We start from the raw sequence: 23,956 nt of genomic DNA on the forward strand, positions 1-23,956 counted from the left end.
TGCGGTCACGCCAGCGACAGTCCGCCATCGCAGACCAGAATCGCGCCCGTGATGTAAGACGCGGCCGGCGATGCGAGAAAGAGGCACAGCGCGGCGATGTCGCCGGTGGATGCGAACCGGCCCAGCGCGGTCTTGGCCATCCACGCTTTCCGGCTCTCTTCATCGGGCGCGAGGCGGCGCACACCTTCCGTGCCATCGACAGCGCCGGGAGTGACCGAGTTCACGCGGATGCCGGCGGGACCCCACTCGATCGCCAGGGTGCGCGTCAACATGTCGACACCGGCTTTGGCGGCGCATACGTGAGACTGATACGCCATCGCCCGAAAGGCTTGTGCGGCGGAGATGTTGATGATCGCCGCGCCCGGCTTGGGCAGGTATTCGTAGGCGGCGCGGCAGGTGTTGAAGGTTCCCAGGACATCGATGTCGATAACGGCCTTAAATCCGTTTGCGGACATGCCGAGCGCGGAAGCGGGGAAGTTTCCGGCCGCGCCGCAAATCAGAATGTCGATCTCGCCGGACGCATCATGAGCCGCTTTAAGGGCGCTTGCGACGGCATCGAAAGAACGAACGTCCGCGGGATAGCCATGGGCGGCCGGTCCGAGAGAAGGGAGAGCGCGTTCAATCTTTTCGGGCGAGCGGCCGAGAATGGACACGGCCGCGCCGAATGCGGCGAATTGCTGGGCGACGGCGAGGCAGATCCCGCTGCTGCCGCCGGTTACAAAGGCGTGCTTATTGTGAAGAAAAGCGGGCTGAAAAACAGAATTCATCGGACCGCCGCATCATAACAGGCGCCTGCGGTGCGACAAAGCTTACTATCGATTGAGGAAGATAACCGTCCAGCGATCGTTTGTGGCTGCAATATCGTTCCAGCCGGAATGGCTGCGTTTTTCAAGTTCGGCTGCAACCGCATCCGAAAAGGTAACGCCGCCGTGTTTATCACCGACAACAGTTCCAACGGGTAGCTTACGCGCATCTTGCACCGTCTTGACTTGGGTGATGATGACCGAGAAATCAAGGGCCCTCGCCGCGCCGTCACCGGACATCTGCATAAGGGTATTTTCCCGCGTGGACGAAACGTTGCAAAGCGACTACATGTCCAAGACTGTACGATTAATGCCAATACCAGAATGAATCCTATGCCTACAGTAGAAGAACTTCTCGAACGGATACGCGATTTGGAAGCAAAAAACAGCGAGCTGCAAGATAAATTGGACTTGATTTATTCGATCGTAGCGCCGGATGACGAGGATACTCCCGACGATCTGGTGCAGATTAACGGAGTGAATTAGGGTCGCGCGAGCGCATTCGGCGGATGGCCGCGAAAATCAGTCCTACCGCGATCACGATAAGAACGCCGATCACGATACCGCGGTCGACGGCGCCTCCGTAACGCGACCATTGGTCGCCGGCGAAGTAACCGACGCCGAGAAACACGAAGACCCAGCAGAGTGCGCCGGAGTACGCGGGAGGGGCGAAGTCGCGAAACGGCATGCGCGAAATACCGGCGAACAACGCGGTGCAGTGGCGAACGCCGGCGACAAAATAACCGAAGAACAGCGTCCATTTTCCGAAACGGAGAAACCAGTTTTCAGCGCGATCGAGGTGCTGCGACGCGAACTGATGCAGCCACGGCGACTTTCGTTCGAGCCAGCCGAAGCCGTAAAGCCCCACCGCAAACGAAAGGGAAATGCCGCAGAGACTGCCGGCGAGCGCGGCGAGAAACGTGGGAATGAAGTGGAATTGTCCGCGGTGAATGAGAACGCCGCTGAGCACGAGGATGGCTTCGTCGGGAATGAGCGGTCCGACGATTCCGAGCATCAGCAGGCTGAAGATGGCGAGGTATCCGTAAGCGGCGAGGAAATGATCGACGCCGCTCATCCAGCGTGAAGAACGCCGGCCGCGATCTCGTCGCGAATCTGGATGAGCGCGGCATGGGGGTCGGCTGCGCGCGTAACCTGCCGGCCGATCACGAGGTAGTCAGCACCATCGCGCAGCGCTTCACAAGGAGTGGCGACTCGCTTTTGATCGCCCCTGGCCGCGCCGCGAGAGCGCACGCCGGGGGTGATCAGGAGAAGTTCGTGGCCGGGCTTCGCCGCTTCCGAGCTTCGGATGTGACGACGGACGGCGGCGGCATCGAGAGCGGACGCGACCACGCCATCGACACGGCATTCGAGTGCATTGTCAACCACCCGGTTGAGCAGTTCACGTACGCTGCAGTCGTATCCGGCGCGTTCCAGATCGCGGTCGTTCAGACTGGTCAGGACGGTGACCGCGAAGATGCGCAGATCGTGCTCGGCGCGGCCTTCGAGCGCCGCCTGCATCACCTGCGGCTGACCGTGGACGGTGAGGAATGACGCTCCCAGACGGGCGGCCTGCGCGGTCGCGCGGCGCACGGTTTCGCCGATATCGTGAAACTTCAGGTCGAGGAAAACGCGCTTGCCGCCGCCGACGAGTTCGCGGACAATATCGGGTCCGGCCGCGGTGAAAAGTTCCAGACCGACTTTATAGAAGCTGACGTCGGGCCCAAGTTGCCGGACTAAGTCTTGCGCCTCGGCGGCGGACTCGACATCCAGCGCGATGATTACGGGATCGTCTGTCATTGGAGTACAACCGGCTTTAGGCAGCGTTCACGGACGGCGCCGATTCGATAGGCGCGCGGATATGCCTGCTGAAAATCAAGCGCATCGGATTCCGGCATCGAGATCAGCAGGCCACCCGAGGTTTGGGGATCGTACAGAATTTCGATCAAGTGCGGGTCGAGAGTCGCGGCGTAATCTACACAGGATTCGGCGAAGGCGCGGTTGTTCTTGAGTCCCGCGGGAATCGCTCCGGCGGCTGCGCAATCCAGCGCGCCGGGCAGGATGCGGATGGATTGCGAATCGATCTCGAGGGTCACATCGCCGGCCATCGCCATCTCGCGCGCATGCGCAATCAGACCGAAGCCGGTAACGTCCGTGCAGCTATGAACTTCGAAGCGGAGCATCGCTTCGCACGCCGCGCGGTTCAGTTCGGTCATGGACTGGATGGCTCCGGCGACATCGTCGGGGCGCGCGATCCCTCGCTTGAGGGCCGTGGTGATGACGCCGGTTCCGAGACTCTTGGTGAACAGGAGCGCATCGCCGGGACGGGCCCCCGCATTGGTCTTGATTTGATCCGGATGAATCACGCCGGTGATTGCGTAACCGAACTTGATTTCGGGGTCGTTCACGCTATGGCCGCCGATGACGGATACGCCGGCTTCCGCCAGCTTGTTCGCGCCGCCGCGCACGATCTGCTCGACGACGTCGAGGTCGCCATCGGCCGGGCACGCCAGTACCGACAAAGCGGAAACCGGGCGTCCGCCCATGGCATAGATATCGCTGACCGCGTTGGCAGCTGCGATCTGCCCGAAGATCCACGGGTCGTCGACCATGGGCGTGAAGAAGTCGACCGTCTGCACCATGGCGAGTTCCGGGGTCAGGCGGTAAACGCCCGCGTCGTCGTTGTGATCGAAGCCTACCAGGACATTCGGATCACTGGTTCGCGGGAGCGATTTGAGAATGCGATCGAGTAAGCCGGGCGCGAGCTTCGAAGCGCATCCACCCGCCCGGGTTTGCGCGGTCAAGCGTTGTGCGGGCAATGTCGGGGCTTTCTGGTCTACAGGCATCCCGACTACAATCATAAGCATGCGTCGTCTTCTGGTTCCCGCGTGTCTTGTGGCCGCGGCTTTCATGATGTGGTTGAGTGCGCATGAGCCGTTTGCCGATCCGCGACTGGCCAAGGGGTTCCGGCAGCCGCAACAAAATGGTTGGACGTACGTGCATCTGGAAGGCACGCCGGGCGAGATCGGTTATCAACATGGAGTGATGCTGGCGGGCGAAATCAAAGACGGCTTCGAGGTCCAGAAGCTGGAGCTAATGCACGACGGGAAGAAGGATTGGAACTTCTACCGCAACGCCGCGAAAACGGTGCTGTGGCCGCACATCGAAGAACAATATCGCGCGGAGATGCAGGGCATCTCGGATGGCGTGACGGCGCGCGGCGTGAAGCTGGATCTCTGGGACATCGTGGCGCTGAACGCGGCGGAAGAGTGGTCTTATTACGTGAAGTGGTACGACGCGAAGCACGGGATCAAGGGCGCGAAGCCGGCCTCGGCCGCCGCGCCGGATCATTGCAGCGCGTTTGTGGCGACCGGCTCTTATACCAAGGACGGCAAACCGGTGATCGCGCACAATAACTGGACCGGTTATCTGGATGGCGAGCGCTGGACCATCATCTTCGACGTGGTGCCGCAGAACGGGCACCGTTTTCTGATGGATGGCTATCCGGGGCTGATCCATAGCGCGGACGATTTCGGCGTGAACGATGCGGGGATCGCGATCACGGAGACCACGATCAGCGACTTTTCAGGCTGGGATTCGAACGGCGTTCCGGAGTTTGTGCGCGCGCGGCGTGCGATGCAGTATGCGACATCGATCGATGAGTTTGCGGCGACGATGAAGGACGGCAACAACGGCGGGTATGCGAACGATTGGTTGATTGCGGATGTGAAGTCGGGTGAAGTGGCGCATCTGGAACTGGGGCTCAAGAACGTTACTTTGGAACGATCGAAGGACGGCTATTTTGTGGGCGCGAACTTCCCCAAGAATCCGAAATTGACTGCGGAGGAAACGACGTATAACCCGAAGGACCCGTCGGTGAGCGGCAACGCGCGGCACACGCGCTGGGATGAGTTGATGGAGGAGTATAAGGGTAAGATCGACACCGGCGCGGCGCAGAAATTCCTGGCGGATCACTACGACACGTTCGCGAAGACGACCCAGCCGAGCGAGCGCACACTGGATGGGGAGATTGATAAGTCGCCGCGCGGCGATGGGGACTGGCAGCCGCCGTTCGCACCTGCCGGAGCGGTGCAGAACAAGGTTGCGGACGCGGCCATGATTCAGTCCCTCAGCTTCACGGCGCATGCGGGGCACGCGAGCGGAGACGATTTTCATGCGGCTGAGCTGTTGAAGGCGCATCCGGAATTTTCGTGGCAGAAGCCGTATCTGCACGATATGAAAGCGCAGCCGTGGACGACTTTCACAGCGATGAAGCCGGGCGTGAAGCCCGCCGCGAACCAGCCGACTTCGGGTCCGGGCAAATAGCGAACACTTACTGCGATGTAAGTCTGCCGGTCCCGCTCGATCAGGCGTTCACTTACTCGCTGCCCGAGACGCTGCGCCATCGCGTGCAGGCGGGCTGCCGCATTGTGGTTCCGTTCGGACCGCGCAAGCTGACCGGGGTCGTGATAGCGGCGCATAACGACGCGCCGGAACAGGCGGTCCGCGAGGCGCTGCGGTTGATCGATGAAGAACCGGTGCTGGATGCCTCGCTGCTCGCGCTGGGCCGGTGGATCGCCGGCTACTATTGCGCGCCGCTGGGTGAGGTGCTGCGATCGATGCTTCCGCTGGCGGCGGAAACCCGCTCGGGAAAGATCTATCAGCTGACGGACTCCGGGCGCGATGCGGCGCGGCAGTTGCTGCTGGAGGCGAATCCGGATGACGCGGTGGCGCAGGTGCTGGCGTTGCTTGAACGCCGTTCGTTATCGCTCACCTATCTGAAGAAGAAGCTTCCGTTGGCGGCAAACGCGATTCGCTCGCTGGAGAAGAAAGGCTTTATCGCGGCGGAGGATGTGGTGAGCGATCGCGATCCGATTCGGTCGCCGGCCGAGCATCTGCGGGTGTCGCTTGGTGGGGCTTCGGAGGCTTCGGGTCTTTTAAAACTGCCGAAAGCCGAGCGGGAATTGCTGGCGTTTCTGGAATTGCATCCGGGTTCGCATAATCTGGCGGAGCTGGAGGGCACGGTTAAGAATGCGGGTACTGCCGCGCGCGCTTTGGCGAAACGTTCCCTGGTGACGTTGGAGCGGGAGCCGCTGTCGATTTCGGGCGCGCGTGAACGGGCTCCGCACGCGCTGAACAGCGCGCAACAGGCGGCGTTCGATCAGATCCGCGCGGCGATTGAGCAGCGCGAGTTTCGCGTGTTTTTGATGCATGGCGTCACGGGGTCGGGGAAGACCGAGGTCTATCTGAACGCGATCGACGCGGCTTTGGCGGCGGGACGAGGGGCGCTGCTTCTAGTCCCCGAGATTGCGTTAACACCCGCGATGGCCGGCGAGTTTTTCGCGCGGTTCGGCGAACGCGTGGCGATTCTGCACAGCGCTTTCAGTGACAGCGAGCGGGCGGGGCAGTGGCGGCGAATCCGCAAGGGGCAAGCGAGCGTGGTGGTAGGCACGCGGTCGGGCGTGTTCGCGCCGGTGCAGCATTTGGGGCTGATCATCGTCGACGAGGAGCATGATTCCTCTTACAAGCAGGAGGAAACGCCGCGCTACAACGGCCGCGATACGGCGATTATGCGGGCGCAGCATGCCGGCGCCTGTGTCGTTCTGGGGTCGGCGACGCCCAGTCTGGAAAGCCGCTTCAACGCCGAGCGATCGAAGTACACGCTGCTGACATTGCCGGAGCGCATCCAGCAGCGTCCCATGCCGCGCGTGGACTTGATCGATATGCGCCAGGAGTTTCTGGAGACGCGCAAGGTCGCGACGTTTTCGCGTGCGCTGGTGGACGCGGTGACCGAGCGGCTGGCGAGCGGGGAGCAGACCATGCTGCTTCTCAACCGGCGCGGGTTCTCGAGCTTTGTCGCGTGCCGCTCCTGCGGGCATCGGATTGAATGCCAGAACTGTTCCATCACGATGACATTTCACAAGCGCGACCGGCGTTTGCTTTGCCACATGTGTAACTACGCGCGCAAGGTGCCGAGTGTTTGTCCTAAGTGCGAGAGCGAGCATATTTACTTTCTCGGGACTGGATCGGAGAAGGTGGAAGACGAGTTACACGCACAGTTTCCGGAAGCGCGGATCGCACGGTTGGACCGGGATACCGTTACCGGTAAGAAGCACTATGAGCACATACTGCACGGCTTTCGCGAAAAGCAGTTTGACATCTTAGTCGGGACACAGATGATTGCGAAAGGGCATGATATTCCGAACGTCACGTTGGTCGGGGTTGTGTCGGCCGATGTGGGATTGGGAATGCCCGATTTCCGGGCGGCCGAGCGTACCTTTCAGTTACTGACGCAGGTGGCCGGGCGTGCCGGACGCGGTGACTTACCGGGCATTGTTCTGGTGCAGACGATTAATCCGGATCACTATGCCGTAAGGCTGTCGGCGGCTCAGGACTATGAGGCTTTCTATCAAAAGGAAATCCAGTTCCGGCGTTTCATGCACTATCCGCCGTTTAGTGCGATGGCGAATGTTCTGGTGCGGGCGATACGGCAGGAAGATGCGCTGCGCATGGCTACCGAGCTTGACCTGCATATCAAGCCGCTGCCGGAGAATATCAAGGTTCTGGGTCCGGCGGAAGCGCCGGTGTTGCGGATTAAGACGGAGTATCGGTATCAGTTTCTGGTGAAGAGTTCCAGCCGGAAGGCGCTGAACGAGTTACTGCAGAAAGCGCGGGAGTTTGCGCGGGGGCGTAAGTGGGGGGCTACGGCGTTGATGATGGATGTGGATCCGTTGAGTTTGATGTAAGTCGATGGGACATGAGGCATGACGCGCTCGATCACTCGAACGCCTGTTCGCGCGCGAGTGAGGCGGGTCCTGATCGACGATTGCGTCGATGAACGACTGCTCCGGAGGTCCGAAAGTACCGCTTACTTACGTGCGCGGCTCAGTAGACTAAGTACGTTTCAGAGCCGGTCTTGAAAGCGGCTGATCGATTGGTCATACCAAGCGATCGGGCATTAGGAATACTTCGCGTGCTGCCGGGCTGCTAAGCGTTTCGGGCTGATAATACTTCAGAAGGACTGAGTGGTTCCAGTCGAACAGGTCGGCGTTACTCTGCACGAAGTACTCCCAGGTTACAGCGGGTTCCGCGCGCCGGATGCGTTCGTTTACTAAGAGTAAGTAAGCCCAGGTAATGGTCTCGTGATAGCGATCGGCTTTGCCCAGCGACGTCGCGTACGAGCGCAGCGCCGCGGAAAGCCGGGCGATCGCTTCGGCAGCCGGAAAGCGGGTCAAGTATAGCCAGGCTGCGTGTAAGTGGTCGGCGTGATGGAAGCGATCTTCGGGAAGCGTGCAGGCTTCCAGTTGGGCAAGAAACTCTTCGTCGGTCATGGTTGCGAACGGCGCGGGATCACAGCGAAGGCCGATGCGGCGCAGACGGTGTACATCTCGCCGTGCAGCGCGAGAAATAGAGCCGCAATGAGTAAGCTGTACGCGCCGACAACCAAGGCGAGGACGATTCTCAAGATAGTAACGGCCGCCGGTTCGTTCATTTCTTTTTCCTCCCGGGTTTTCGCTCGATCAGTTTGTGACTTGCGCTGGAATCGAGGTCGAGGTGATAGATGGTCTTGAGTTCGGCGATCAGCTTGAGGGACTCGGGTCCGAACGGAGTTTTGCCGTCGAAGGCGTGTAGAACGATGCCCTCGATGAGATCGCCCAGCGTGAGGTCATGGTATTCGGCCAGCGCCTTCATGACCTTGAGAATCCGCTTCTCGATGCGAACGCCGGTCTGGACGCGCTCGATAGCACCGCCGCCGTCTCTGCTATCCGGGTACATATGTACCAGGATAGCAAAGATTATTGGTTCGGGTAATATCCGGTGCGCGCGTGAACAACCAATTCCGGGCGCCTGGTATCGACCGTGATCCGACGGAAGTCTTTACTTGTCGAAGTACTGTCGCTCGTATAGCCCAGGCTGTATTGGTTCCGCAACTCTTCTTCGATCTGCGCGAAGGCGTGATCCACCGGCCGATCCTCGGTGACGATGAAGAAACTGCCGCCGGTCTGATGCGCCATCCATTTCATGGCGTTCTTACCTACGTCAATCTCATCATTCGTTGAGCTACCTCCGCCGTAACCGCCGCGACGGCCGAAGTTGATGGGTTGTTCGCCCTTGAAAAACACCGAGTAAATCAGCGTATCGGCGCGCTGAGCGGCTTCTACGGCGGCGGTCATCGTCGTCTTACTGCCCCGGTCGCCGCCGTCGGAAAGTAAGATCATCGCTTTGCGGCCGGTCTGTTGGCGCATGACTTCCTTGGATGCCAAACTTACGGCATCAAAGAGTAAGGTTCCGCCTCCGCCACGGGACTGTCCGCCGCCGCGCCCTCCGCGTCCGCCGCTGCGACCCGGCCAACCGCCGCCCGAAGTACTTCCCGAATTTTGACCCTGATAGCCGCCGCGCTGACTGGGCTCGACCTCGTCGAGAGCCCGCTCCAGTTTCGACCGCGAAGTCGTCACATCCTGGAGTAACTCGACCTCACGATCGAAGTGAATCACGAATGCCTGATCCTGGCTTTCGCGCAGCACCTTTTCGATGAAGTGGCGGGCGGAAGTCTTCTCGTCGGGCAGGACCTGGCGCGTGCTGCCGCTACTGTCAAGCAAGAACCCGATGGTCAGCGGCAGATTGGATTCGCGCGCGAAGTATCCGATCGTTTGCGGGCGGCCTTCCTCGGACAAAGTGAAATCCTGTTTATTGAGGTCTTTCACGATCTTCCCGTTCTGGTCGCGAACGGTGGTGAACACGTTGACGACGCGAACCGTGCTCGAGAAAGTCGGGTCGATGCTTGCGGCGGCGACGTTGGGAGATGGAGCGCTCGGCGGTGGAGCCGATTTCTCCCTGGCCGGCAGTGGCGTGAGGGGGCCTTCGGTCGTCTCCTGCGCGCGAATGGCGGGCGCTGCGATACATACGGATAGCGCGGAGCGGAGTAAAGCCCGGCGCGAGACGGAGGAATCCACCTTGAGGAGACGCGGTTGTCGCGAGCGTCGTTACGGGTGGAAGTGACGGAGACTCACGACTGTAGCGCCCCAGCCGCCGGCTTCCGGCGGTGCATCGCCAAAGTGAATCACGTCGGGATCGCGCGCCAGGATGCGGCGAACGGCTTCGCGCTGCACGCCAATCCCGCGGCCGTGGACGATGCGCAAAGCGACGAAGCCGACCCGTTTCGCCTCTTCGAGCCAGGCTTCCACGACGCCGGCCACGTCCCGCGGCGGCACCGAGTGGAGATCGAGTACATCAGTGATCGGAATCCGAACAGGTTCGTCCATATGGGTGACCAAAGGACCGCAAAAATGACTAAGCCCGACCCGCAGACGATGCGGACCGGGCCATTTGACAGGGCGCCTGACGGTTCAGGTCAGACCGCAGAGGTAACGGGTTGGGGACGATTGTCGTTGATCATCGCCTCCATCTGATCTTTGATGCGCAGCTTGAGCTTTTTCAAACGCTGCTCCTCGATCTCCTCTTGTTCATTGAGAAAAGGCTTGCCTTCGAGCTGAGCAACCTGCCTTTTCAAAGACCGGTGCTGATCAGCGAGATGGCGAAACTCCTCACTGGTCCGCATCAGGTGCTCCTTGATATCTTCTGCGCTCTGGTCCATCACTTGGGCAACATCTCCTTTTAGTGAGTTGCCTCGCCGGAAGACCGTTCGGAAGCACGTACGGCCCGCCGGTGGGTAGCTTCACTTCGTCATTTGAAGTGCGGTCGTCGCCGACCGTCTACCACAACATTAACAAAGAATTAATGAAAGGACAATTGCATCTTCGTACGGATTGGAGTAATACGATTTGCGTATCCCCGTCGTACTAAACCCTGCCGATTCATAGAGTTGTCTGGCAGGCGCGTTGGATTCGCGCACTTCGAGAAAAACGGATATGCCCGCGTGCCGGTCGAGCAGTTCACGTAGCAGAGCCCGCGCGATACCGCGTCTGCGGAAACCGGGCGCGGTGAAGAGCTGCAAGATTTCGATCTCGCCGTCTGCGACGCGGCGGAACTGCAGGAATGCCGCGACTTGCCCATGGGCGACGGCGATGATTGCAGGGTACTCGATAAAAGGAATGGCTGAAGGGAGGGCCGCGAGGCGGTCGCGATCCGCCGCGTCCGCCGGGCGGATTGCGACGCCGTCCTGCAGGAGCGTGCTCACCGGCTCAGGAGAAGATGTCTTTGACCTTCTCGAACAAGCCCTTCTCGTGCGGCTGATTATCCACGGGAAGGGTCTCGCGCAGATCCTCGAAGATGCGGCGCTGTTCACGCGTCAACTTGCCGGGCGTCTTCACTTCCACATGCACGATCAGGTCGCCGCGCGCATTCGAATTGACACCGGCAACGCCTTTGTGCCGCACGCGGAACTGCGCGCCGGTTTGCGTCCCCTCGGGGATGCGCAGCGTGTGCGGTTCGCCGCCGAGCGTGGGAACCTGAAGATCGGCCCCCAGCGCAGCCTGCGCAAAATTGATGGGGACGACGCAGTGCAGATCATTCCCGTCGCGCTCGAAGAACGCATGCTCCTGAACCTTCAGAAAGACGTACAGATCGCCGCTGGGTCCGCCGTTGAGGCCGGGCTGACCTTCGCCGCGGAGGCACAAACGATTTCCGTCGGCCACCCCAGGGGGGATGGTGACGCGCAGTTTGCGCGTGGCGCGAACATACCCTTCGCCGCGGCATTCCCGGCATGGATTGCGGATAATCTGGCCGGCGCCGCCGCATTGCGCGCAAGTCCGGCGAACGGCGAAGAATCCCTGTTGGTAGGTCTGTTCGCCGCGGCCCTGGCATGCGGGGCAGGTTACGGGTCCGCTGCCCGGCTCGGCGCCTTTCCCTTCGCAGCGCGCGCAGGCTTCGAGGCGCGGGACTTGAATATCGGCGGACATTCCGAAGGCCGCATCCTCGAAACTCACTTCGAGGTCGTAACGCACATCCTCGCCGCGTTGCGCGCGGCGGCGCCCCGAACTTGCACCGCCGGTTGAGGCGCCGCGTCCGCCGAACAGATCCCCGAATCCGAACTGGGAGAGCAGATCTCCGATATCGAAACTATTCGGATCGAAGCCCGGACCCGCCGCCCCGGTTACGGCTTGATGTCCAAGACGATCGTAAGCCGCGCGTTTCTGGCCGTCGCTCAGAATCGCGTAGGCTTCCGCCGCCTCCTTGAAACTCTCTTCCGCTCGGTGATCGCCGGGATTCCGGTCGGGGTGATACTGAAGCGCGAGTTTACGGTACGCGGCTTTGATGGTGGTGTCGTCGGCGCCACGGTCCACGCCGAGCACCTCGTAGTAATCGCGTTTAGACACAGTCATGTAGTGCTACGAATAGAGACGCATGAGCCGCCGTCAAGGTCGCACCGCGACTTTGACCATGGAGGGACGCAGCAACTTGCCCTTGAAGAAATAGCCCTTCTGGAATTCACTCAAGATGGTGTGATCGGGAGCCTCGGTTGTCTGTACTTTTTCGACAGCCTGATGCAGATGCGGATCAAACGGCTTGCCTTCGGCTTCGATCGGTTCGAGTCCGGCCTTCTTGAGCAGGTCGATCATGCGCCCGTAAATCAGCTCGACGCCGCGCGCATATTCCTTGTCCGTAGACTCGGCTTTCATGGCGCGATCGAAATCATCGACGATGGGGAGCAGATCGCGAACGATCTCCATGCTGGCATACTGCGCGAAATCTCCGCGCTCGCGCTCGGTGCGGCGGCGGAAGTTTTCGAACTCGGCCTGCCGGCGTTGCAGCAGATCCTGGATTTCGGACTTTTCAGCAGCTAACTGGTCGCGCTCGGCCGTAAGTGCGCTCAATTGAGCGGCTAGATCGACGCCCGCGACGCCCTCCGCGGGTGGATTCGCAGCATCGGCCGGCATCTCGGAAACTCTAATTTCAGGCATATGTTCTTCGAAATCGCTTGGTAAGTCTTAGGGTAACAAAGGAGGCGCGAAATCCAGCCGGAATTCGGTTCGGACTTACGCCGACGGCAGCGTCTCTAGAGCGCGGCCAATCCCGGCAACAGCGGACATCACACGGCCGTAATTCATCCGCATGGGTCCGAGCACCGCGACCCGGGTAACCAGCCCGCCGGGCAGCGTAAACGAAACACCGATCAGCGCGAGCTCCTTCATGGAAGGGTGCGCTTCGCCCAGACCGATCTGAACGCTCACGCCTTGCGGGACGCCCTGCGAGATATCCAGGAAGCGGTTCAACAGTTCGGCGACGCGCTGCTTCTCTTCGAGCGCGCGGAAAAGATCGCGCATGCGTTCACGCGTGAGGTGTAAATCCAGACCGACCAGATTGGACGCGCCTTCCATGTGAACACGATCCACGCGATCGCTCGCCAGAAAATCCTTTTGGGCCAGCATGGAAAGGCGGCTGAGGATCGCATCGTAGGCGGCGCGCTCCTCGGCAATGCGTCTTTGTATTTCCCGCCGGGCGGCGTCCAATTGCCACCCGCCGAAATTCCAGTTGATGTAATTTCGCAACGACACCAGCTCCTCGGGCGAGACTTGTTCACTGAGCGTGACAATGCGATTACTGGCGTGCCCGTCGCGGGTAACGACGACCACCAGAACGCGCCGCTCGGCCAGTCCGATGAGCTCCAGATGCTCCAGTTCGCCCGCGCCGGCTTGCACAGCAGCGGCGATTCCGACCGCGTGCGAAATCTCGGTCAGCAACCGGCAGCTATGCTCCACGCGGCCTTGAAAGGAATGGATGCCGCCCAATTCGCTAAGCAGACGCTGCGAATCGCCGGGTTGCATCGGGCGCGCATTCAGCGACCCGACGTACGCACGGAAGGCTTTTTCGGTGGGGATGCGTCCGGCAGATGTGTGGGGCTGGGAGAGATACCCTTCGTCGGTCAGGTCCGCCATAATGTTGCGGATGGTGGCGGGGCTCGAAGCAATGGCTGCGTGACGGCTGTCGAAAGCGCGCGAGATGGTACGCGAGCCTTGAGGCTCACCGGTCTCGATATACGCCCGGACAATCGAAAACAGAATTTCCTGAGCTCTTGACGTCACTTTGAGTTGAAGGGGTCGTGCGAAATAAACCCTACAGAATCATTGTAGTGCGTTGGAGCTAGGTTCTCAAGTACCGCTTCGGGCCGGATGGGGATACTGATACACTGAACGTTTTTCCAAAGGAGACCGGGTGCGCACACTGTGGGGTTTTCTGCGCGTTTACAGCTATATTTTCGAAACGATTCTGTGTGTGATGGGCCTGCTGGTGTGCGGATTTGGGCTGGCTTTGAAGTTGCCGCTGCACCTGGGATGGCTGCCGTGGTCATCGGAGCATCTGCTCGCCTGGGTGCTTAGTTTGTCCCTACTCGGTCTAATCGCGGTTGCTCTGGCGACTCTAGGAAGGTCGCGAGCGCTGCTCGTTCTATTTAGCGCGGCTGTCGTGTACCTGCTGCTTCGCGGTCTTTTCTTGAATACGCAGTACCGGTTTAGCGGCCCGGCGGACGCCCGAAACTCGCTCTGGCTGGTTCTGGGAGCGGTGGCGGCTTTCATCGGCTCGTGGCCGCTTTTCGTCCGAAGGCGCTAAGCGTCCCGATCAAACATGCCAAAGGCCCCGCGCGACAGGAAGCCGAGCGGGGCCGTGAGTGTGTTCTTAAAACGGAAACCTTAAGGAATCGGGCTGAGCGAAACCGGGGTGGTGTTCGTCGACTGCGTGGCCAGAACCGCCGCCGTGACACCGGCGCCCGCAGCGATCGCAACACCGGCGATAATGATGGCTCCTGTGGACACCGCACTGGTGCCGGCAGCAGCGACCGGACCCGCAGCGCCCTTACGATTCGCGCGGCCTTGATCCGTGACGTTGGTGACGTTGATGACTTGGGTTGCGCCCGCAACAGGAGTGGTCCCAGGACCCGCCGGGGTGCCAGTTACGGTCACCATGTGTTTGTCGAGCTTTTCAATGCCGCCACCCACCAGCTGGACGGTGACGTTCGAGGTCGTGTCCGTCAGCAGATAATTGGTGCCGACCTTGCGAACCATGCCAGTCATGGTCGCCGGGGCCATGGCACCTGCTTCCTGGGGAGTGAAGGCGAGCGCCTTTCCGGGCAGCAAATTGGCAACCTGGATTCCGGCTGAATTCGAGACAACCACCGGTGCACCGAGAGCGGCAACCTCAACCGTTTTACCCATCAGAGCGACACGCGCCGAACCGCCGGTGATCCGCAGGGTGTTCGCCTCAACTCCATAATCGCCGGAAGTCTCTCCGAAACCCCTCTGCAGGACCATGTGGTCGCTGTAAACACGCGCGGCGGTGTCAGCGCCGAGCTCGGCAATTTTTCCGTTCTTCAGTTGTAAGCGGGAAGTGGTTGCTCCAGTCTCCACGGTGTTACCGTCGAAAACGGTCGTGTTGCCGGGTACAACGGAATTGTCTACGGTTACGCTGCCGCTAGAAAGCACGACGCCGATCGCTGGCGTCGCGGCGGGCAGCAAGCTCAAATTCGCAACGAGCGCGCTAACGATGAGTGGCTGTACAAATTTGTTCATGAATCCTCCGAAATGCTAACCCCAAAAAGTTTGGGTAAAGTACTCACAAGTATGGACGACGGAACGAGCCTCCGTCAAGAACACATCGTGCACTTAAGTGTCACAGAGTCAACGCAGAAGTGCCGTTTATAACCGAACGCACCATGAAGATTTCTTAAGTCATACAAAATCATGTTGCATTCGACGCTGGGAACGGCATGCGCTTCCCTATTATGAAGATAGGAAGAATGACGCGTGCCATCCTGCTTGACCTCGGAAAAGTCATCGTCCCGTTCGACTTTACTATTGGTTATCGCGCGCTGCAGCGGTATTCCGGACTTACGGTGGAACAACTGCGGGAGCGGATCCGTGACACCGGTCTGGTGCCGCGTTTCGAGACCGGCCTGATCGAGCCGCGCAGCTTCGTCCGGGAGCTTTGCGCGGCCCTGTCTTTACCTGTGAATTATTCCGAGTTTTGCGATATCTGGAGTTCTATTTTCAGTCGCGAAACCCTGATTTCCGACGCTTTTCTAGCGCAGCTGCACCTGAGATATCCACTTATCCTGGTTTCCAACACGAATGCGATTCACTTCGAGATGATCCGCCGGGAGTACCCGATCCTGCGCCATTTCGATCGGTGCATTCTGTCGTATGAAGTGGGAGCGATGAAGCCGTCGCCTTCGATCTACAGGGCGGCGATCGAGGCCGCCGGTTGCGCCGCGGAAGAATGCTTTTTCACCGACGATATCCCGGATTACGTGGAGGGCGCCCGGCGGATGGGTATCGATGCCGTCCAGTTTCAGAACGCCGTCCAGCTGGAGTATGAGCTACGAGTGCGGGGAGTCGAATGGGCCGGTTAGATTCAACCTTGTTATGCCTCGCATAGAAAGAAACAATGCTCCGGGAACGGTTTACGATGGAACAGGAGGCATTACCATTGCCCGAATTAGCCGTACCGTCAGAATCAACCACAGGACTGACGACGACCAGAGCGCCCTTTATCGAGGACGCGCAGCGTAGCGGAAAGCTTTTTATCACTCAGCCTTACGAATTGTATTCGGAGGCCAACCACGCGGCATGGAACACGCTTTACAAACGCATGCTTCCTCGCTGGAAAATCTACGCAAATGAACACTTCCTTGAGGGAATTTCGAGTCTTTGCCTTTCTCCCGAAGCCGTGCCGCGCCTTTCCGATGTAAACCGCTTTTTAGCGCCTTTAACGGGATTCGAAGCTAAGCCCGTCAGCGGTTACGTGCCGGCGTTTGTCTTCTTCGATTGCCTGCGGGCCCGAAAATTTCCGACGACCATCACGATCCGCGACGGCTCGAGGCTCGATTACCTGCCCGAGCCGGATCTATTTCACGATGTGGCGGGGCATGTCCCCATGCATACCGATACGGCGTTTGCCGAAGCCCTGGTCAAATTCGGCGAGTGCGCCCGGACGGCGGTGCAGCTAACCAGCGGCATCCAAGACGAGCATCTGCGGGCCCAGCGCCTGACCAGCATCATTAAAGCCATGGCGCGCTTCTTCTGGTTCACCATCGAGTTCGGCCTGATGCGCGGGCGCGGCCGCGATCTGAAAGTCTACGGCAGCGGGCTGCTGAGCTCGTTCGGCGAAATTGAGCACGCGATTGAATCGCCGCAAGTGCAGCGCTTCCCGATTCAGCTGGAGTGGGCGATCAATCAGGGGTTCGAAATCCATCATTATCAGCCGTTGCTGTTCATCGTGGACTCGTTCGATCATCTGTTCAACCTGGTCGACCGGCTGGAGAGATGGATGCGCGAAGGCAAGCTGAATAATGTGGCGCCGGGTGAACCGGAAGTGAATGAAGCCGACTTACTGAGCTTTATTCATGCGGATGTTGTGGACTAACAACCCGTCGACGCCTCCAAAGCACCGCTTGCTTACGCGCGCGGCTCCCTCGAAAATGACCCCCAACATACACGTTCGACCCGGATACCCTCCCTTTCGGTCGGGCTCGGAGCGGGGCTGAACGGTCCCTTTTCATCTTTGGTTGTGAACCGCAGGGTATCAGTTACGTGCGTCCGGGCAAGGTAACAGAGCCCCGACCGAAAGGGAACGGGTTTCACCACGGGCCGCCAACGTCGAAGTTCCCTTGCGGTTACTCGAAAACGACTTACTTCAGGTTCTCTTCGAAGAAGCTCAGGCGCGTCTCCGCAAGGCTGCGGGCGTAGGGACCGAACACGCCATGAAACTTCTGCGGGTAGACCACCATCCGGAATTGCTTTGCGGCGCGTTCCAGTGCATCGGCCATTTGAACGCTGTTCTGGAAATGGACGTTATCGTCTTCAATGTTATGCACGATCAGCAGCGGGGCTTTCAGATTGCCGGCGTGGGTCTTCGGCGAACTATGGTCGTACGCATCCTCGTTGACCTGCGGCAGACCCATGTACCGTTCAGTGTAGATCGTATCGTAATTGCGCCAGTCCGTTACGGGGGCGCCGGCGAGACCGCATTTGAAAACATCGGGGGCGTTTACCAGGGAGTAGAGCGTCATGTAACCGCCGTAACTCCATCCGGTAATCGCGATGCGGGCGCCATCCACGTAACTTTGTTTCTTTAACCAATCGACACCGAGCCGCTGGTCTTCCAGTTCGTGCTGGCCCATGTTGCGGAAGATGACGGATTCCCAGGCATGCCCGCGGCCCGTAGAGCCGTGGTTGTCCATTACCCAAATAATGAAACCTTTGGCCGCAAAGAACTGGTCATCGGTCAATCCGCTCCAGATGTTGCGCACGGACTGCGCGCCCGGTCCGCCATAAACCTGGACAATCACCGGGTACTTCTTTGCAGGGTCGAACGGAACCGGCTTGAATAGCTTGCCATACATCGTGTCGCCGTTAGTCGACTTGACTTCGACGATCTCGGGTTTACTTAGCATGTAAGTGTTGGCGATAGTCATGTCGGCTTGCATCCAGGTCATCAGCTCAGAGCCGTCCGCCCGGCGGATCGCCTGGGAAGGCGGCGAATCGAGATTCGAAAAGGCGTCAGTGAAGTACGCGCCGTGAGGACTTATGGACACTGCGTGTACCCCGGGCGCAGGGCTAAGTAAGGTGCGATGTTTGCCATTTAAGTCGACCGCATAGAGGCGCGATCCTGTCGGGCTCTCCTCGTTAGACATATAGAAGATCCGGCCGGAAGCTTCATCGACAGCCATACAGCGCTCCACCACCCAGTTCCCTTTGGTTATCTGGCGCTTGAGCTTGCCGTCCATCCCGTAGAGGTACAAGTGACGGAAGCCCCCCTCGCCGCGTTCACTCTCCCATAGAAACTCCTTGCCGTTCTTCAGGAAGTAAGGTTCGTCCACCACATTGATCCAATAGGGATCGGTTTCATGGATCAGAGTATCCGTACTGCCGTCGAGACCGGCGCGGATCAGGTCAAGATTGTTCTGGATCCGGTTGAGACGCATCACGGCGACAGCGCTGGAATCGGGCAGCCAGGTTACGCGAGCGATCAAGGCGTCACGCGTCTCGCCTAAGTCGAGAAACCGGGTCCTTCCGGAATCGACATCGACGATGGCGACGCGCGCTTCGGCATTGGGTTCGCCGGCTTTGGGATAGCGCTCGGGCTCGAGCAGGCCGCGCGATTTCAGTAACGAAACCTGCGGGAATAGCGGCTCGCTGTGCGTATCGAGCTGGAGAAAAGCAATGTGCCTGCTGTCGGGCGACCACCAATGGGCAGTTCCGAGGTCCAGCTCTTCGGGATAGACCCAATCGAGTTGCGCATTCAGGAGGGTGTCCGAGCCGTTGGAGGTGAGCCGGTTGACCTTCTTCGTGGCGATATCCATAGAGTACAGATCGTGCGCCCGGCGGAACGAGACCGACTTACCGTCCGGCGACAGCTTCGGATCGGCTTCGGGAACGTCTGTTTTCGTGAGCTGCTCGACGGGGGCTTTGAGGGGCGCGGCGGGAGTCAAGCTGACCAGGAAAAGGTCGCCGTCTTCTTCGACCAGCAGCCGATCGCCGGACGAAAACCACTGGATAGGCGATTCGCTTACGCGCCGATTGGTCCAATCGAAGACCTCAGGTTCGGGGACGGGAGCGGCGGAGTCGTTCAGTTGCTTCATCGCGATCAACTCACGCTTGGCTTTGGACGCGATGTCGAATAGGATGAGCTTGCCGCCCTCGATGTACACGAAGCGCTGATCGTCGGGGGACCATACGGGGTCCACCGGCCGCGGGGCGTTGGGCTTGAACCGGTTCAGCACATCGTCGATAGTGACCGGCTTTTTTTGGGCAGGCAGGATTGGGCTAAATACCGCTAAAGCGAAGAGCAACCGGCGCATACGGGTTACGATAGCAAGGTCGCGATGATCGGTAGAAAATCGCACCGTTGCCGTCGCGGCTTGGATCTTATGCTGGAGCGTCGGGCGGCCGCGTGGAAAGGCCAGAAACGGGACGATGAAGACTAAGCAGCCTATGGCGATTCTGACTGCCAGGTGCATTCCTTGGCGGTCAACTCGCGTAATGCGAATTCGCCCCATCCGGTTTGTTCCGTGGCCTCATTGGCCGAAAGAGCGCTATAGTAATTCGCGAACTCCCGCGCTATCAAAGCGCGTTCATGCGTCAGCCGAACGCTCTCCAGAATTTGCTCCCGAACGGCCGAGCAGGAGCTGCCGCCACGTTCGCGCCTCAGGCTGTCGATGAAGGCAATCGACTCCGCGGATAGAGTGAAGCTTTTTTTTGGCCCGACGACCCCGTGCAACGGGGCCCTGATTTTCATCTTGCCCGTTGTCATACTGACGGTTCCCGCCATGCGCCTAATTCTCTTCAGCTAGTAAGTCGCCTAACTTGTCTAACTGCTTTTCCCACCTCGTGCGGCGGTCCCGTATCCATTCCTCGGCGACGGTAAGTCCTACTGAGTCGATGCGGCAACTGCGCACTCTACCGGTCTTCTCCGTTACGATAAGTCCGCTTTCTTCTAAGATCTGAAGGTGCTGGACTACGGCGGCTAACGTCATGTGGAGCGGTTCCGCCAGGCGAGAGACCGAGACCGGTCCCTCGCCGAGCTGTTCCAGCATCGCGCGCCGGGTCGGATCGCCCAAGGCGTGGAAGACACGGTCGATCGCCGGCCGCTTTCTGCCCACTAGCCGGGGAACTCCGCATGCAGCCGTTCGAGGAGGCTACGCCACCCGGCTTCACGCATTTCCGGACCGTCGGCGCCCTCGAAGAAGGCTCCCTGATGGGTGAAGATCAGGTCCGTGCCGGTTCCAGAGGGGAGGAACTCGAAGGTGACCAGCGACGCGGAGAAGGGCTTGCCGCCGATGGCCATCGTTGACGCAATTACCACGCGCCGGTCAGCGACGATGTCCTGATGGATGCCGCTATTGACGCACTCGAGTCCATACACCGGCGTGCCCTCTTTCGTGAAGCGGAAACGAGCGCATTCTTTGCCGCCGACGTGGAAGTCCAGGTCATAGTGCAGGATCTGGTTACTCCCGCTTTCAAGGAACCAGCGGCGCTTCTTCGCGGGATCGGCGAAAGCAGCGAAGACGCGGTCTGGCGGCGCAGGATAAATGCGCTCGATGACAAAGGTGCTGTGGATGGTGGTTGGTTGTTCCATGGTGGTGTCCTTTCTGGCCTTGCGAATAGTTAAGTATTGACTTGAGTATCGAGCACGGCCGGTGAATTGTCAAGTAAAAACTTAAGTATCGGGCGTCGCGCGAAGGCTTTGGTCGAAAGGGGAGCGAGGTTTTGAGGAGGACTGGGCTGGAAGGGTTGAAGATTTGGGATCGCGGGAGACGAGTTTGCCTCGCAGGCGATGCCGGGCTGGACGTTAGACGGAAGCTTTGGAGTAAAGAAAGCGCCGGCTCGTCTCCCCGGCGCTTTCCAAACCTGCGGTCAGACTGCGCGGCGGCCGGTGATGAAGGCGATCAGCCAGATTACCAGGAATACAAAGAAAAGGATCTTGGCGATGCCGGCGGCGGCACCCGCAATTCCTCCAAACCCAAGGACAGCGGCGATCAACGCGATGACCAGGAATACTAATGACCAATGCAACATTTCGTTCCTCCTAAATGCCCTAAGGGCTCCGGTTTTTGCCCTTGCGGGCTATTCGGTATTTGAAGTAGCAATATTCATGCCGTTTGTATGCTGCCGGTTTCTCCGTAGCCGATCGCGGAGTTCCGCGGTCGCTTTTCTGTGACAAATCAGGCAGAGCGTCCGGATGTTGGCGAGATCGCATTCGCCGCCGCCCTCCGCGACCGGCACGATGTGGTCGGCATCCCACAGACTCCGGCGCGTCATGCGTTTCAGTCCCCATCGCGCCAGCAGCTCCAACTTGCGGACGCCGCGGGCGCGCTTGAGTACGTGAAGGGCGTGGACCGTATCTGTCCGGCAGATGGCGCAGATTCCCTTATCGCGGCGCAGCACCTGATCGCGAAGATAGCCGGGATCGCTGCGCAAGCGCCACTCATGCACGCACCAGTCGGAGCAGAACGTGCGCCGTCCTTTCGGGATTTCGATCGCGCACCAGCGGCATTGCACACGGCCGTTGGGGCCGACCGGGAGAGTCGAGCGATCGGCCGCGCCGCCTTTGATCTTGCGTAGCGGCTTCATTCCATCAGCTGTAAGAGCTTCGCGCGCAACGCCGTCGCCGCTTCGCTGTCGGTGGCGATGATCAGAATCGTATCGTCGCCGGCGATGGTTCCGACCAGTTCCGGCCAGGCTTCCTGATCGAGCGCCAGGGCCACCGGGCTGGCGTGACCCGGATCGGTCCGGAGCACGAGCAGGTTCTGCGCGCAGCGAATGTCGGTGACGAACTCGCGGGCGACGTTGGCCAGATCGACGCCGGGCTCTTCCGGCGCCATCTCGCGATAACCGGTTTGCGTTTTGACCAGACCGAGATCGCGCAGGTCGCGCGACAACGTGACCTGCGTGGCGGCAACCCCGCGAACCTTGAGTTCGGCGGCGATCTCTTCCTGGGTGAAGACCGACTTTTCGCGAATGATGTTGAGGATCTGACCTTGGCGGAAGCGCTTACTCATCCTGCCTCAGCCTACATCGTCGACAGACGCCGGCGCGCTTCGGCGAGTGCGGCGGCCACGGCCTGGGGCCCGGTACCGCCCGGGATCTCGCGCGTCTTGAGGCCTTCGCGAGGATCGAGCAGGCGCGCCATTCCGGCGGTGAATGCGGGATGGAATTGGGCAAGCGAGGCGTCGTTCCAATCGGCGGGGACCTTGCCTTCGCGGACGCTGGAGAGGACCAGTGCGCCGACGATCTGATGCGCTTCGTGGAACGCCGTCCCGCGCCGGGCGAGTTCTTCGGCGAGATCGGTGGCAACCACCCAGCTCTTCTGCACGGCGGCGAAGGGGATTTCGGGGCGGAGCGCGACGGACTCGACGACGGTCCGCGCCATTTGCAGCGACGCCGTGACCTGGTCGGCGGCTTCGAACAACGGCTCCTTATCCTCCTGCATGTCGCGATTGTACGTTAGCGGCAGGCTCTTGGTCGTCATCATGAGGGCGTGCAGGCACCCGGTGACGCGGCCCGCTTTACCGCGGATGAGTTCGAGCGAATCGGGGTTCTTCTTCTGCGGCATGAGGCTGGATCCGCTGGTGACACCGTCGGCGAGTTCGAGCCAGCCGAACTCTTCCGATGAGTAGAGAATCCAGTCTTCGGCGAGACGGCTGAGATGCAGCATCGTCGTGGATGCGGCGTAGAGGAAATCGAGGGCGAAGTCGCGATCGGCGGAAACGTCCATGCTGTTGCGGGTGATGCCGGCGAAGCCGAGGTCGCGCGCGATGCCCTCGCGATCGAGCGCGAATCCGCTGCCGGCGAGCGCGCCGGAACCGAGCGGCATCAGGTTCGCGGCGCGGCGGGCCGCGAGGAACCGTTCGTGGTCGCGCGCGAACATCTCGAAGTAGGCGAGCAAGTAGTGAGGCCAGAGTACGGCTTGCGCGCGGCGCAGGTGCGTATAGCCGGGGATGACTGCATCTTTATACGTTTCAGCGAGGTCGAGGAGCTTCGCCATGAGCTGCTTCACGGCTTCGCCCACGTGGGTCGCGGCTTCGCGGAGCCAGAGGCGCGTATCGAGCGAAACCTGTTCGTTGCGGCTGCGGCCGGTGTGGATTTTGTCCGCAACCGCGCCGGCTTTTTCCTTCACTTTGCGGATGACGAAGGTGTGGATGTCCTCGTCGGTTGCGCCATCGAATGCGGCCGGATCGCGCGATTCTTCCAGGAGTTCGTCGAAGGCTTGGACGATCTGCGCGCGCTCTTCCGGCGTTAAGATACCGGCGCGTTCGAGTGCGCGGGCGAAGGCTTGCGATCCGCGGATATCCGGCTCCAGCAGCCGCCGGTCGAAGTGGAGCGAGCCGCTGAAGCGCTCGAAGATTTCGGATGGGCCGGATTCGAAACGCCCGCCCCAGAGCTTCATTCGGTTTGACCGCGCAGCGCCGCTCGGACCTGGATAGGCAGGCCGATCAGGTTGATGAAGCCGCGCGCGTCCTTCTGGTCGTAATCGGCGCCCATGGCGAAGCTGGCGATCTTTAGCGAGTAGAGCGAGTTGGGACTGACGCGGCTCACCGGCTCCACGGTTCCTTTGTAGAGGCGCAGCGTGATCTCGCCCGTATTGGGCTGGTTGATCTCGGCGAAAAAGGCGTCGAGGGCGACGCGCAACGGCGTGAACCAGAGGCCGTTGTAGACGAGGTCCGCGTAATCGATCGCGAGCTTCTGCTTGAAGTGCAGCGTCGC

The 23,956-nt window shown here is 60.2% G+C and carries 30 protein-coding genes and 1 pseudogene; 6 read left to right on the forward strand and 25 right to left on the reverse strand.

Annotated elements, in window-relative coordinates:
- Positions 1-5: 5 nt before the first annotated feature.
- On the reverse strand, positions 6-767 hold the full coding sequence (locus H1Y01_RS09285; protein ID WP_180540161.1) for an SDR family oxidoreductase: 762 nt from the start codon (positions 765-767) through the stop codon (positions 6-8).
- A 45-nt stretch (positions 768-812) separates the two neighbouring features.
- A complete protein-coding gene (locus tag H1Y01_RS09290) occupies positions 813-1,049 on the reverse strand; it encodes a hypothetical protein (RefSeq protein ID WP_180540162.1) in 237 nt (78 codons plus the stop codon).
- Between the two features lie 87 nt (positions 1,050-1,136).
- Between H1Y01_RS09290 and H1Y01_RS09295 the strand changes: the two genes are divergently transcribed.
- Positions 1,137-1,289 (forward strand): hypothetical protein, encoded by a 153-nt coding sequence (locus tag H1Y01_RS09295; RefSeq protein ID WP_180540163.1) that lies wholly within the window; start codon positions 1,137-1,139, stop codon positions 1,287-1,289.
- Here the strand turns inward: H1Y01_RS09295 and H1Y01_RS09300 are convergent.
- Genes H1Y01_RS09300 through selD form a run of 3 tightly spaced genes read right to left on the reverse strand, consistent with a single transcriptional unit; the run spans position 1,273 to position 3,646 of the window.
- Entirely contained in the window at positions 1,273-1,878 is a 606-nt protein-coding gene (locus tag H1Y01_RS09300; protein WP_180540164.1) for a DedA family protein, read from the reverse strand. The two genes, H1Y01_RS09295 and H1Y01_RS09300, sit on opposite strands and share 17 nt — an antisense overlap.
- Positions 1,875-2,600, reverse strand: coding sequence for an orotidine-5'-phosphate decarboxylase (gene pyrF / locus H1Y01_RS09305; RefSeq protein ID WP_180540165.1), 726 nt, complete (start codon positions 2,598-2,600; stop codon positions 1,875-1,877). Before pyrF ends, H1Y01_RS09300 begins: the two co-directional genes overlap by 4 nt.
- A complete protein-coding gene (gene selD, locus H1Y01_RS09310; RefSeq protein ID WP_180540166.1) occupies positions 2,597-3,646 on the reverse strand; it encodes a selenide, water dikinase SelD in 1,050 nt (349 codons plus the stop codon). The genes pyrF and selD overlap by 4 nt, the downstream gene beginning before the upstream one ends.
- 19 nt (positions 3,647-3,665) lie before the next feature.
- Here selD and H1Y01_RS09315 point away from each other — a divergent pair, with 19 nt between their 5' ends.
- Both H1Y01_RS09315 and priA read left to right on the forward strand, forming a co-directional pair.
- Complete coding sequence (locus tag H1Y01_RS09315) at positions 3,666-5,126, forward strand: C45 family autoproteolytic acyltransferase/hydolase (RefSeq protein ID WP_180540167.1); 1,461 nt, start codon at positions 3,666-3,668, stop codon at positions 5,124-5,126.
- Positions 5,051-7,546: a primosomal protein N' gene (gene priA / locus H1Y01_RS09320; RefSeq protein ID WP_219341415.1), complete on the forward strand. Its 2,496-nt coding sequence runs from the start codon at positions 5,051-5,053 to the stop codon at positions 7,544-7,546. The genes H1Y01_RS09315 and priA overlap by 76 nt, the downstream gene beginning before the upstream one ends.
- A 192-nt stretch (positions 7,547-7,738) precedes the next feature.
- On the opposite strand, the gene H1Y01_RS09325 is transcribed toward priA, so the two are convergent.
- From H1Y01_RS09325 to hrcA, 10 genes are all read right to left on the reverse strand, one after another.
- Positions 7,739-8,131: a hypothetical protein gene (locus H1Y01_RS09325; protein ID WP_180540168.1), complete on the reverse strand. Its 393-nt coding sequence runs from the start codon at positions 8,129-8,131 to the stop codon at positions 7,739-7,741.
- Positions 8,128-8,292, reverse strand: coding sequence for a hypothetical protein (locus H1Y01_RS09330; protein WP_180540169.1), 165 nt, complete (start codon positions 8,290-8,292; stop codon positions 8,128-8,130). Before H1Y01_RS09330 ends, H1Y01_RS09325 begins: the two co-directional genes overlap by 4 nt.
- A complete protein-coding gene (locus H1Y01_RS09335) occupies positions 8,289-8,576 on the reverse strand; it encodes a hypothetical protein (RefSeq protein ID WP_180540170.1) in 288 nt (95 codons plus the stop codon). The genes H1Y01_RS09330 and H1Y01_RS09335 overlap by 4 nt, the downstream gene beginning before the upstream one ends.
- Before the next feature lie 20 nt (positions 8,577-8,596).
- Positions 8,597-9,754, reverse strand: coding sequence for a VWA domain-containing protein (locus H1Y01_RS09340; RefSeq protein WP_180540171.1), 1,158 nt, complete (start codon positions 9,752-9,754; stop codon positions 8,597-8,599).
- A 30-nt stretch (positions 9,755-9,784) separates the two neighbouring features.
- A complete protein-coding gene (locus tag H1Y01_RS09345) occupies positions 9,785-10,063 on the reverse strand; it encodes a Smr/MutS family protein (protein WP_180540172.1) in 279 nt (92 codons plus the stop codon).
- A gap of 89 nt (positions 10,064-10,152) precedes the next feature.
- Positions 10,153-10,395, reverse strand: coding sequence for a YdcH family protein (locus H1Y01_RS09350; protein WP_180540173.1), 243 nt, complete (start codon positions 10,393-10,395; stop codon positions 10,153-10,155).
- 129 nt (positions 10,396-10,524) lie between these two features.
- The gene (locus H1Y01_RS09355; RefSeq protein ID WP_180540174.1) at positions 10,525-10,938 is read right to left on the reverse strand and encodes a GNAT family N-acetyltransferase; all 414 of its coding nucleotides are present in this window, start codon (positions 10,936-10,938) and stop codon (positions 10,525-10,527) included.
- A gap of 4 nt (positions 10,939-10,942) precedes the next feature.
- Positions 10,943-12,082, reverse strand: a complete 1,140-nt coding sequence (gene dnaJ, locus H1Y01_RS09360; RefSeq protein WP_180540175.1) for a molecular chaperone DnaJ — start codon at positions 12,080-12,082, stop codon at positions 10,943-10,945.
- Between the two features lie 33 nt (positions 12,083-12,115).
- Positions 12,116-12,661, reverse strand: a complete 546-nt coding sequence (grpE, locus tag H1Y01_RS09365) for a nucleotide exchange factor GrpE (protein ID WP_180540176.1) — start codon at positions 12,659-12,661, stop codon at positions 12,116-12,118.
- A 75-nt stretch (positions 12,662-12,736) separates the two neighbouring features.
- Positions 12,737-13,783, reverse strand: a complete 1,047-nt coding sequence (gene hrcA, locus H1Y01_RS09370) for a heat-inducible transcriptional repressor HrcA (RefSeq protein WP_180540177.1) — start codon at positions 13,781-13,783, stop codon at positions 12,737-12,739.
- 130 nt (positions 13,784-13,913) lie between these two features.
- On the opposite strand from hrcA, the gene H1Y01_RS09375 reads away from it, so the two are divergent.
- Positions 13,914-14,306: a hypothetical protein gene (locus tag H1Y01_RS09375; RefSeq protein WP_180540178.1), complete on the forward strand. Its 393-nt coding sequence runs from the start codon at positions 13,914-13,916 to the stop codon at positions 14,304-14,306.
- A gap of 80 nt (positions 14,307-14,386) precedes the next feature.
- Here H1Y01_RS09375 and H1Y01_RS09380 read toward each other — a convergent pair whose 3' ends face one another.
- Positions 14,387-15,262, reverse strand: a complete 876-nt coding sequence (locus tag H1Y01_RS09380) for a hypothetical protein (RefSeq protein ID WP_180540179.1) — start codon at positions 15,260-15,262, stop codon at positions 14,387-14,389.
- A 227-nt stretch (positions 15,263-15,489) separates the two neighbouring features.
- Between H1Y01_RS09380 and H1Y01_RS09385 the strand changes: the two genes are divergently transcribed.
- The gene (locus H1Y01_RS09385) at positions 15,490-16,101 is read left to right on the forward strand and encodes an HAD-IA family hydrolase (RefSeq protein WP_180540180.1); all 612 of its coding nucleotides are present in this window, start codon (positions 15,490-15,492) and stop codon (positions 16,099-16,101) included.
- Between the two features lie 56 nt (positions 16,102-16,157).
- Positions 16,158-17,114 carry a phenylalanine 4-monooxygenase gene (locus H1Y01_RS09390; RefSeq protein ID WP_180540196.1) on the forward strand — a complete coding sequence of 319 codons (957 nt, stop codon included), beginning with the start codon at positions 16,158-16,160 and terminating at the stop codon, positions 17,112-17,114.
- 265 nt (positions 17,115-17,379) lie between these two features.
- Here the strand turns inward: H1Y01_RS09390 and H1Y01_RS09395 are convergent, their stop codons facing one another.
- The 9 genes and pseudogenes from H1Y01_RS09395 to H1Y01_RS09435 form a co-directional block, all read right to left on the reverse strand.
- A complete protein-coding gene (locus H1Y01_RS09395) occupies positions 17,380-19,710 on the reverse strand; it encodes a S9 family peptidase (RefSeq protein ID WP_180540181.1) in 2,331 nt (776 codons plus the stop codon).
- Positions 19,683-19,988: a hypothetical protein gene (locus H1Y01_RS09400; RefSeq protein ID WP_180540182.1), complete on the reverse strand. Its 306-nt coding sequence runs from the start codon at positions 19,986-19,988 to the stop codon at positions 19,683-19,685. The genes H1Y01_RS09395 and H1Y01_RS09400 overlap by 28 nt, the downstream gene beginning before the upstream one ends.
- 37 nt (positions 19,989-20,025) lie before the next feature.
- Positions 20,026-20,352 (reverse strand): ArsR/SmtB family transcription factor, encoded by a 327-nt coding sequence (locus H1Y01_RS09405; protein WP_180540183.1) that lies wholly within the window; start codon positions 20,350-20,352, stop codon positions 20,026-20,028.
- Complete coding sequence (locus tag H1Y01_RS09410; RefSeq protein ID WP_180540184.1) at positions 20,352-20,828, reverse strand: SRPBCC family protein; 477 nt, start codon at positions 20,826-20,828, stop codon at positions 20,352-20,354. The genes H1Y01_RS09405 and H1Y01_RS09410 overlap by 1 nt, the downstream gene beginning before the upstream one ends.
- A 278-nt stretch (positions 20,829-21,106) precedes the next feature.
- The gene (locus H1Y01_RS09415) at positions 21,107-21,268 is read right to left on the reverse strand and encodes a DUF1328 domain-containing protein (protein ID WP_180540185.1); all 162 of its coding nucleotides are present in this window, start codon (positions 21,266-21,268) and stop codon (positions 21,107-21,109) included.
- A 48-nt stretch (positions 21,269-21,316) separates the two neighbouring features.
- Positions 21,317-21,823 carry an HNH endonuclease gene (locus H1Y01_RS09420; RefSeq protein ID WP_180540186.1) on the reverse strand — a complete coding sequence of 169 codons (507 nt, stop codon included), beginning with the start codon at positions 21,821-21,823 and terminating at the stop codon, positions 21,317-21,319.
- Positions 21,820-22,251, reverse strand: a complete 432-nt coding sequence (argR, locus tag H1Y01_RS09425; protein ID WP_180540187.1) for an arginine repressor — start codon at positions 22,249-22,251, stop codon at positions 21,820-21,822. The genes H1Y01_RS09420 and argR overlap by 4 nt, the downstream gene beginning before the upstream one ends.
- 11 nt (positions 22,252-22,262) lie before the next feature.
- A complete protein-coding gene (gene argH / locus H1Y01_RS09430; RefSeq protein ID WP_180540190.1) occupies positions 22,263-23,639 on the reverse strand; it encodes an argininosuccinate lyase in 1,377 nt (458 codons plus the stop codon).
- A pseudogene (locus H1Y01_RS09435) lies at positions 23,636-23,956 on the reverse strand (argininosuccinate synthase domain-containing protein); the annotation flags it as partial. The pseudogene H1Y01_RS09435 and the gene argH, both read right to left, overlap by 4 nt.

This window comes from Nevskia soli (genome assembly GCF_903970205.1).
Classification (GTDB): Bacteria; Acidobacteriota; Terriglobia; order Bryobacterales; family Bryobacteraceae; genus Bog-113.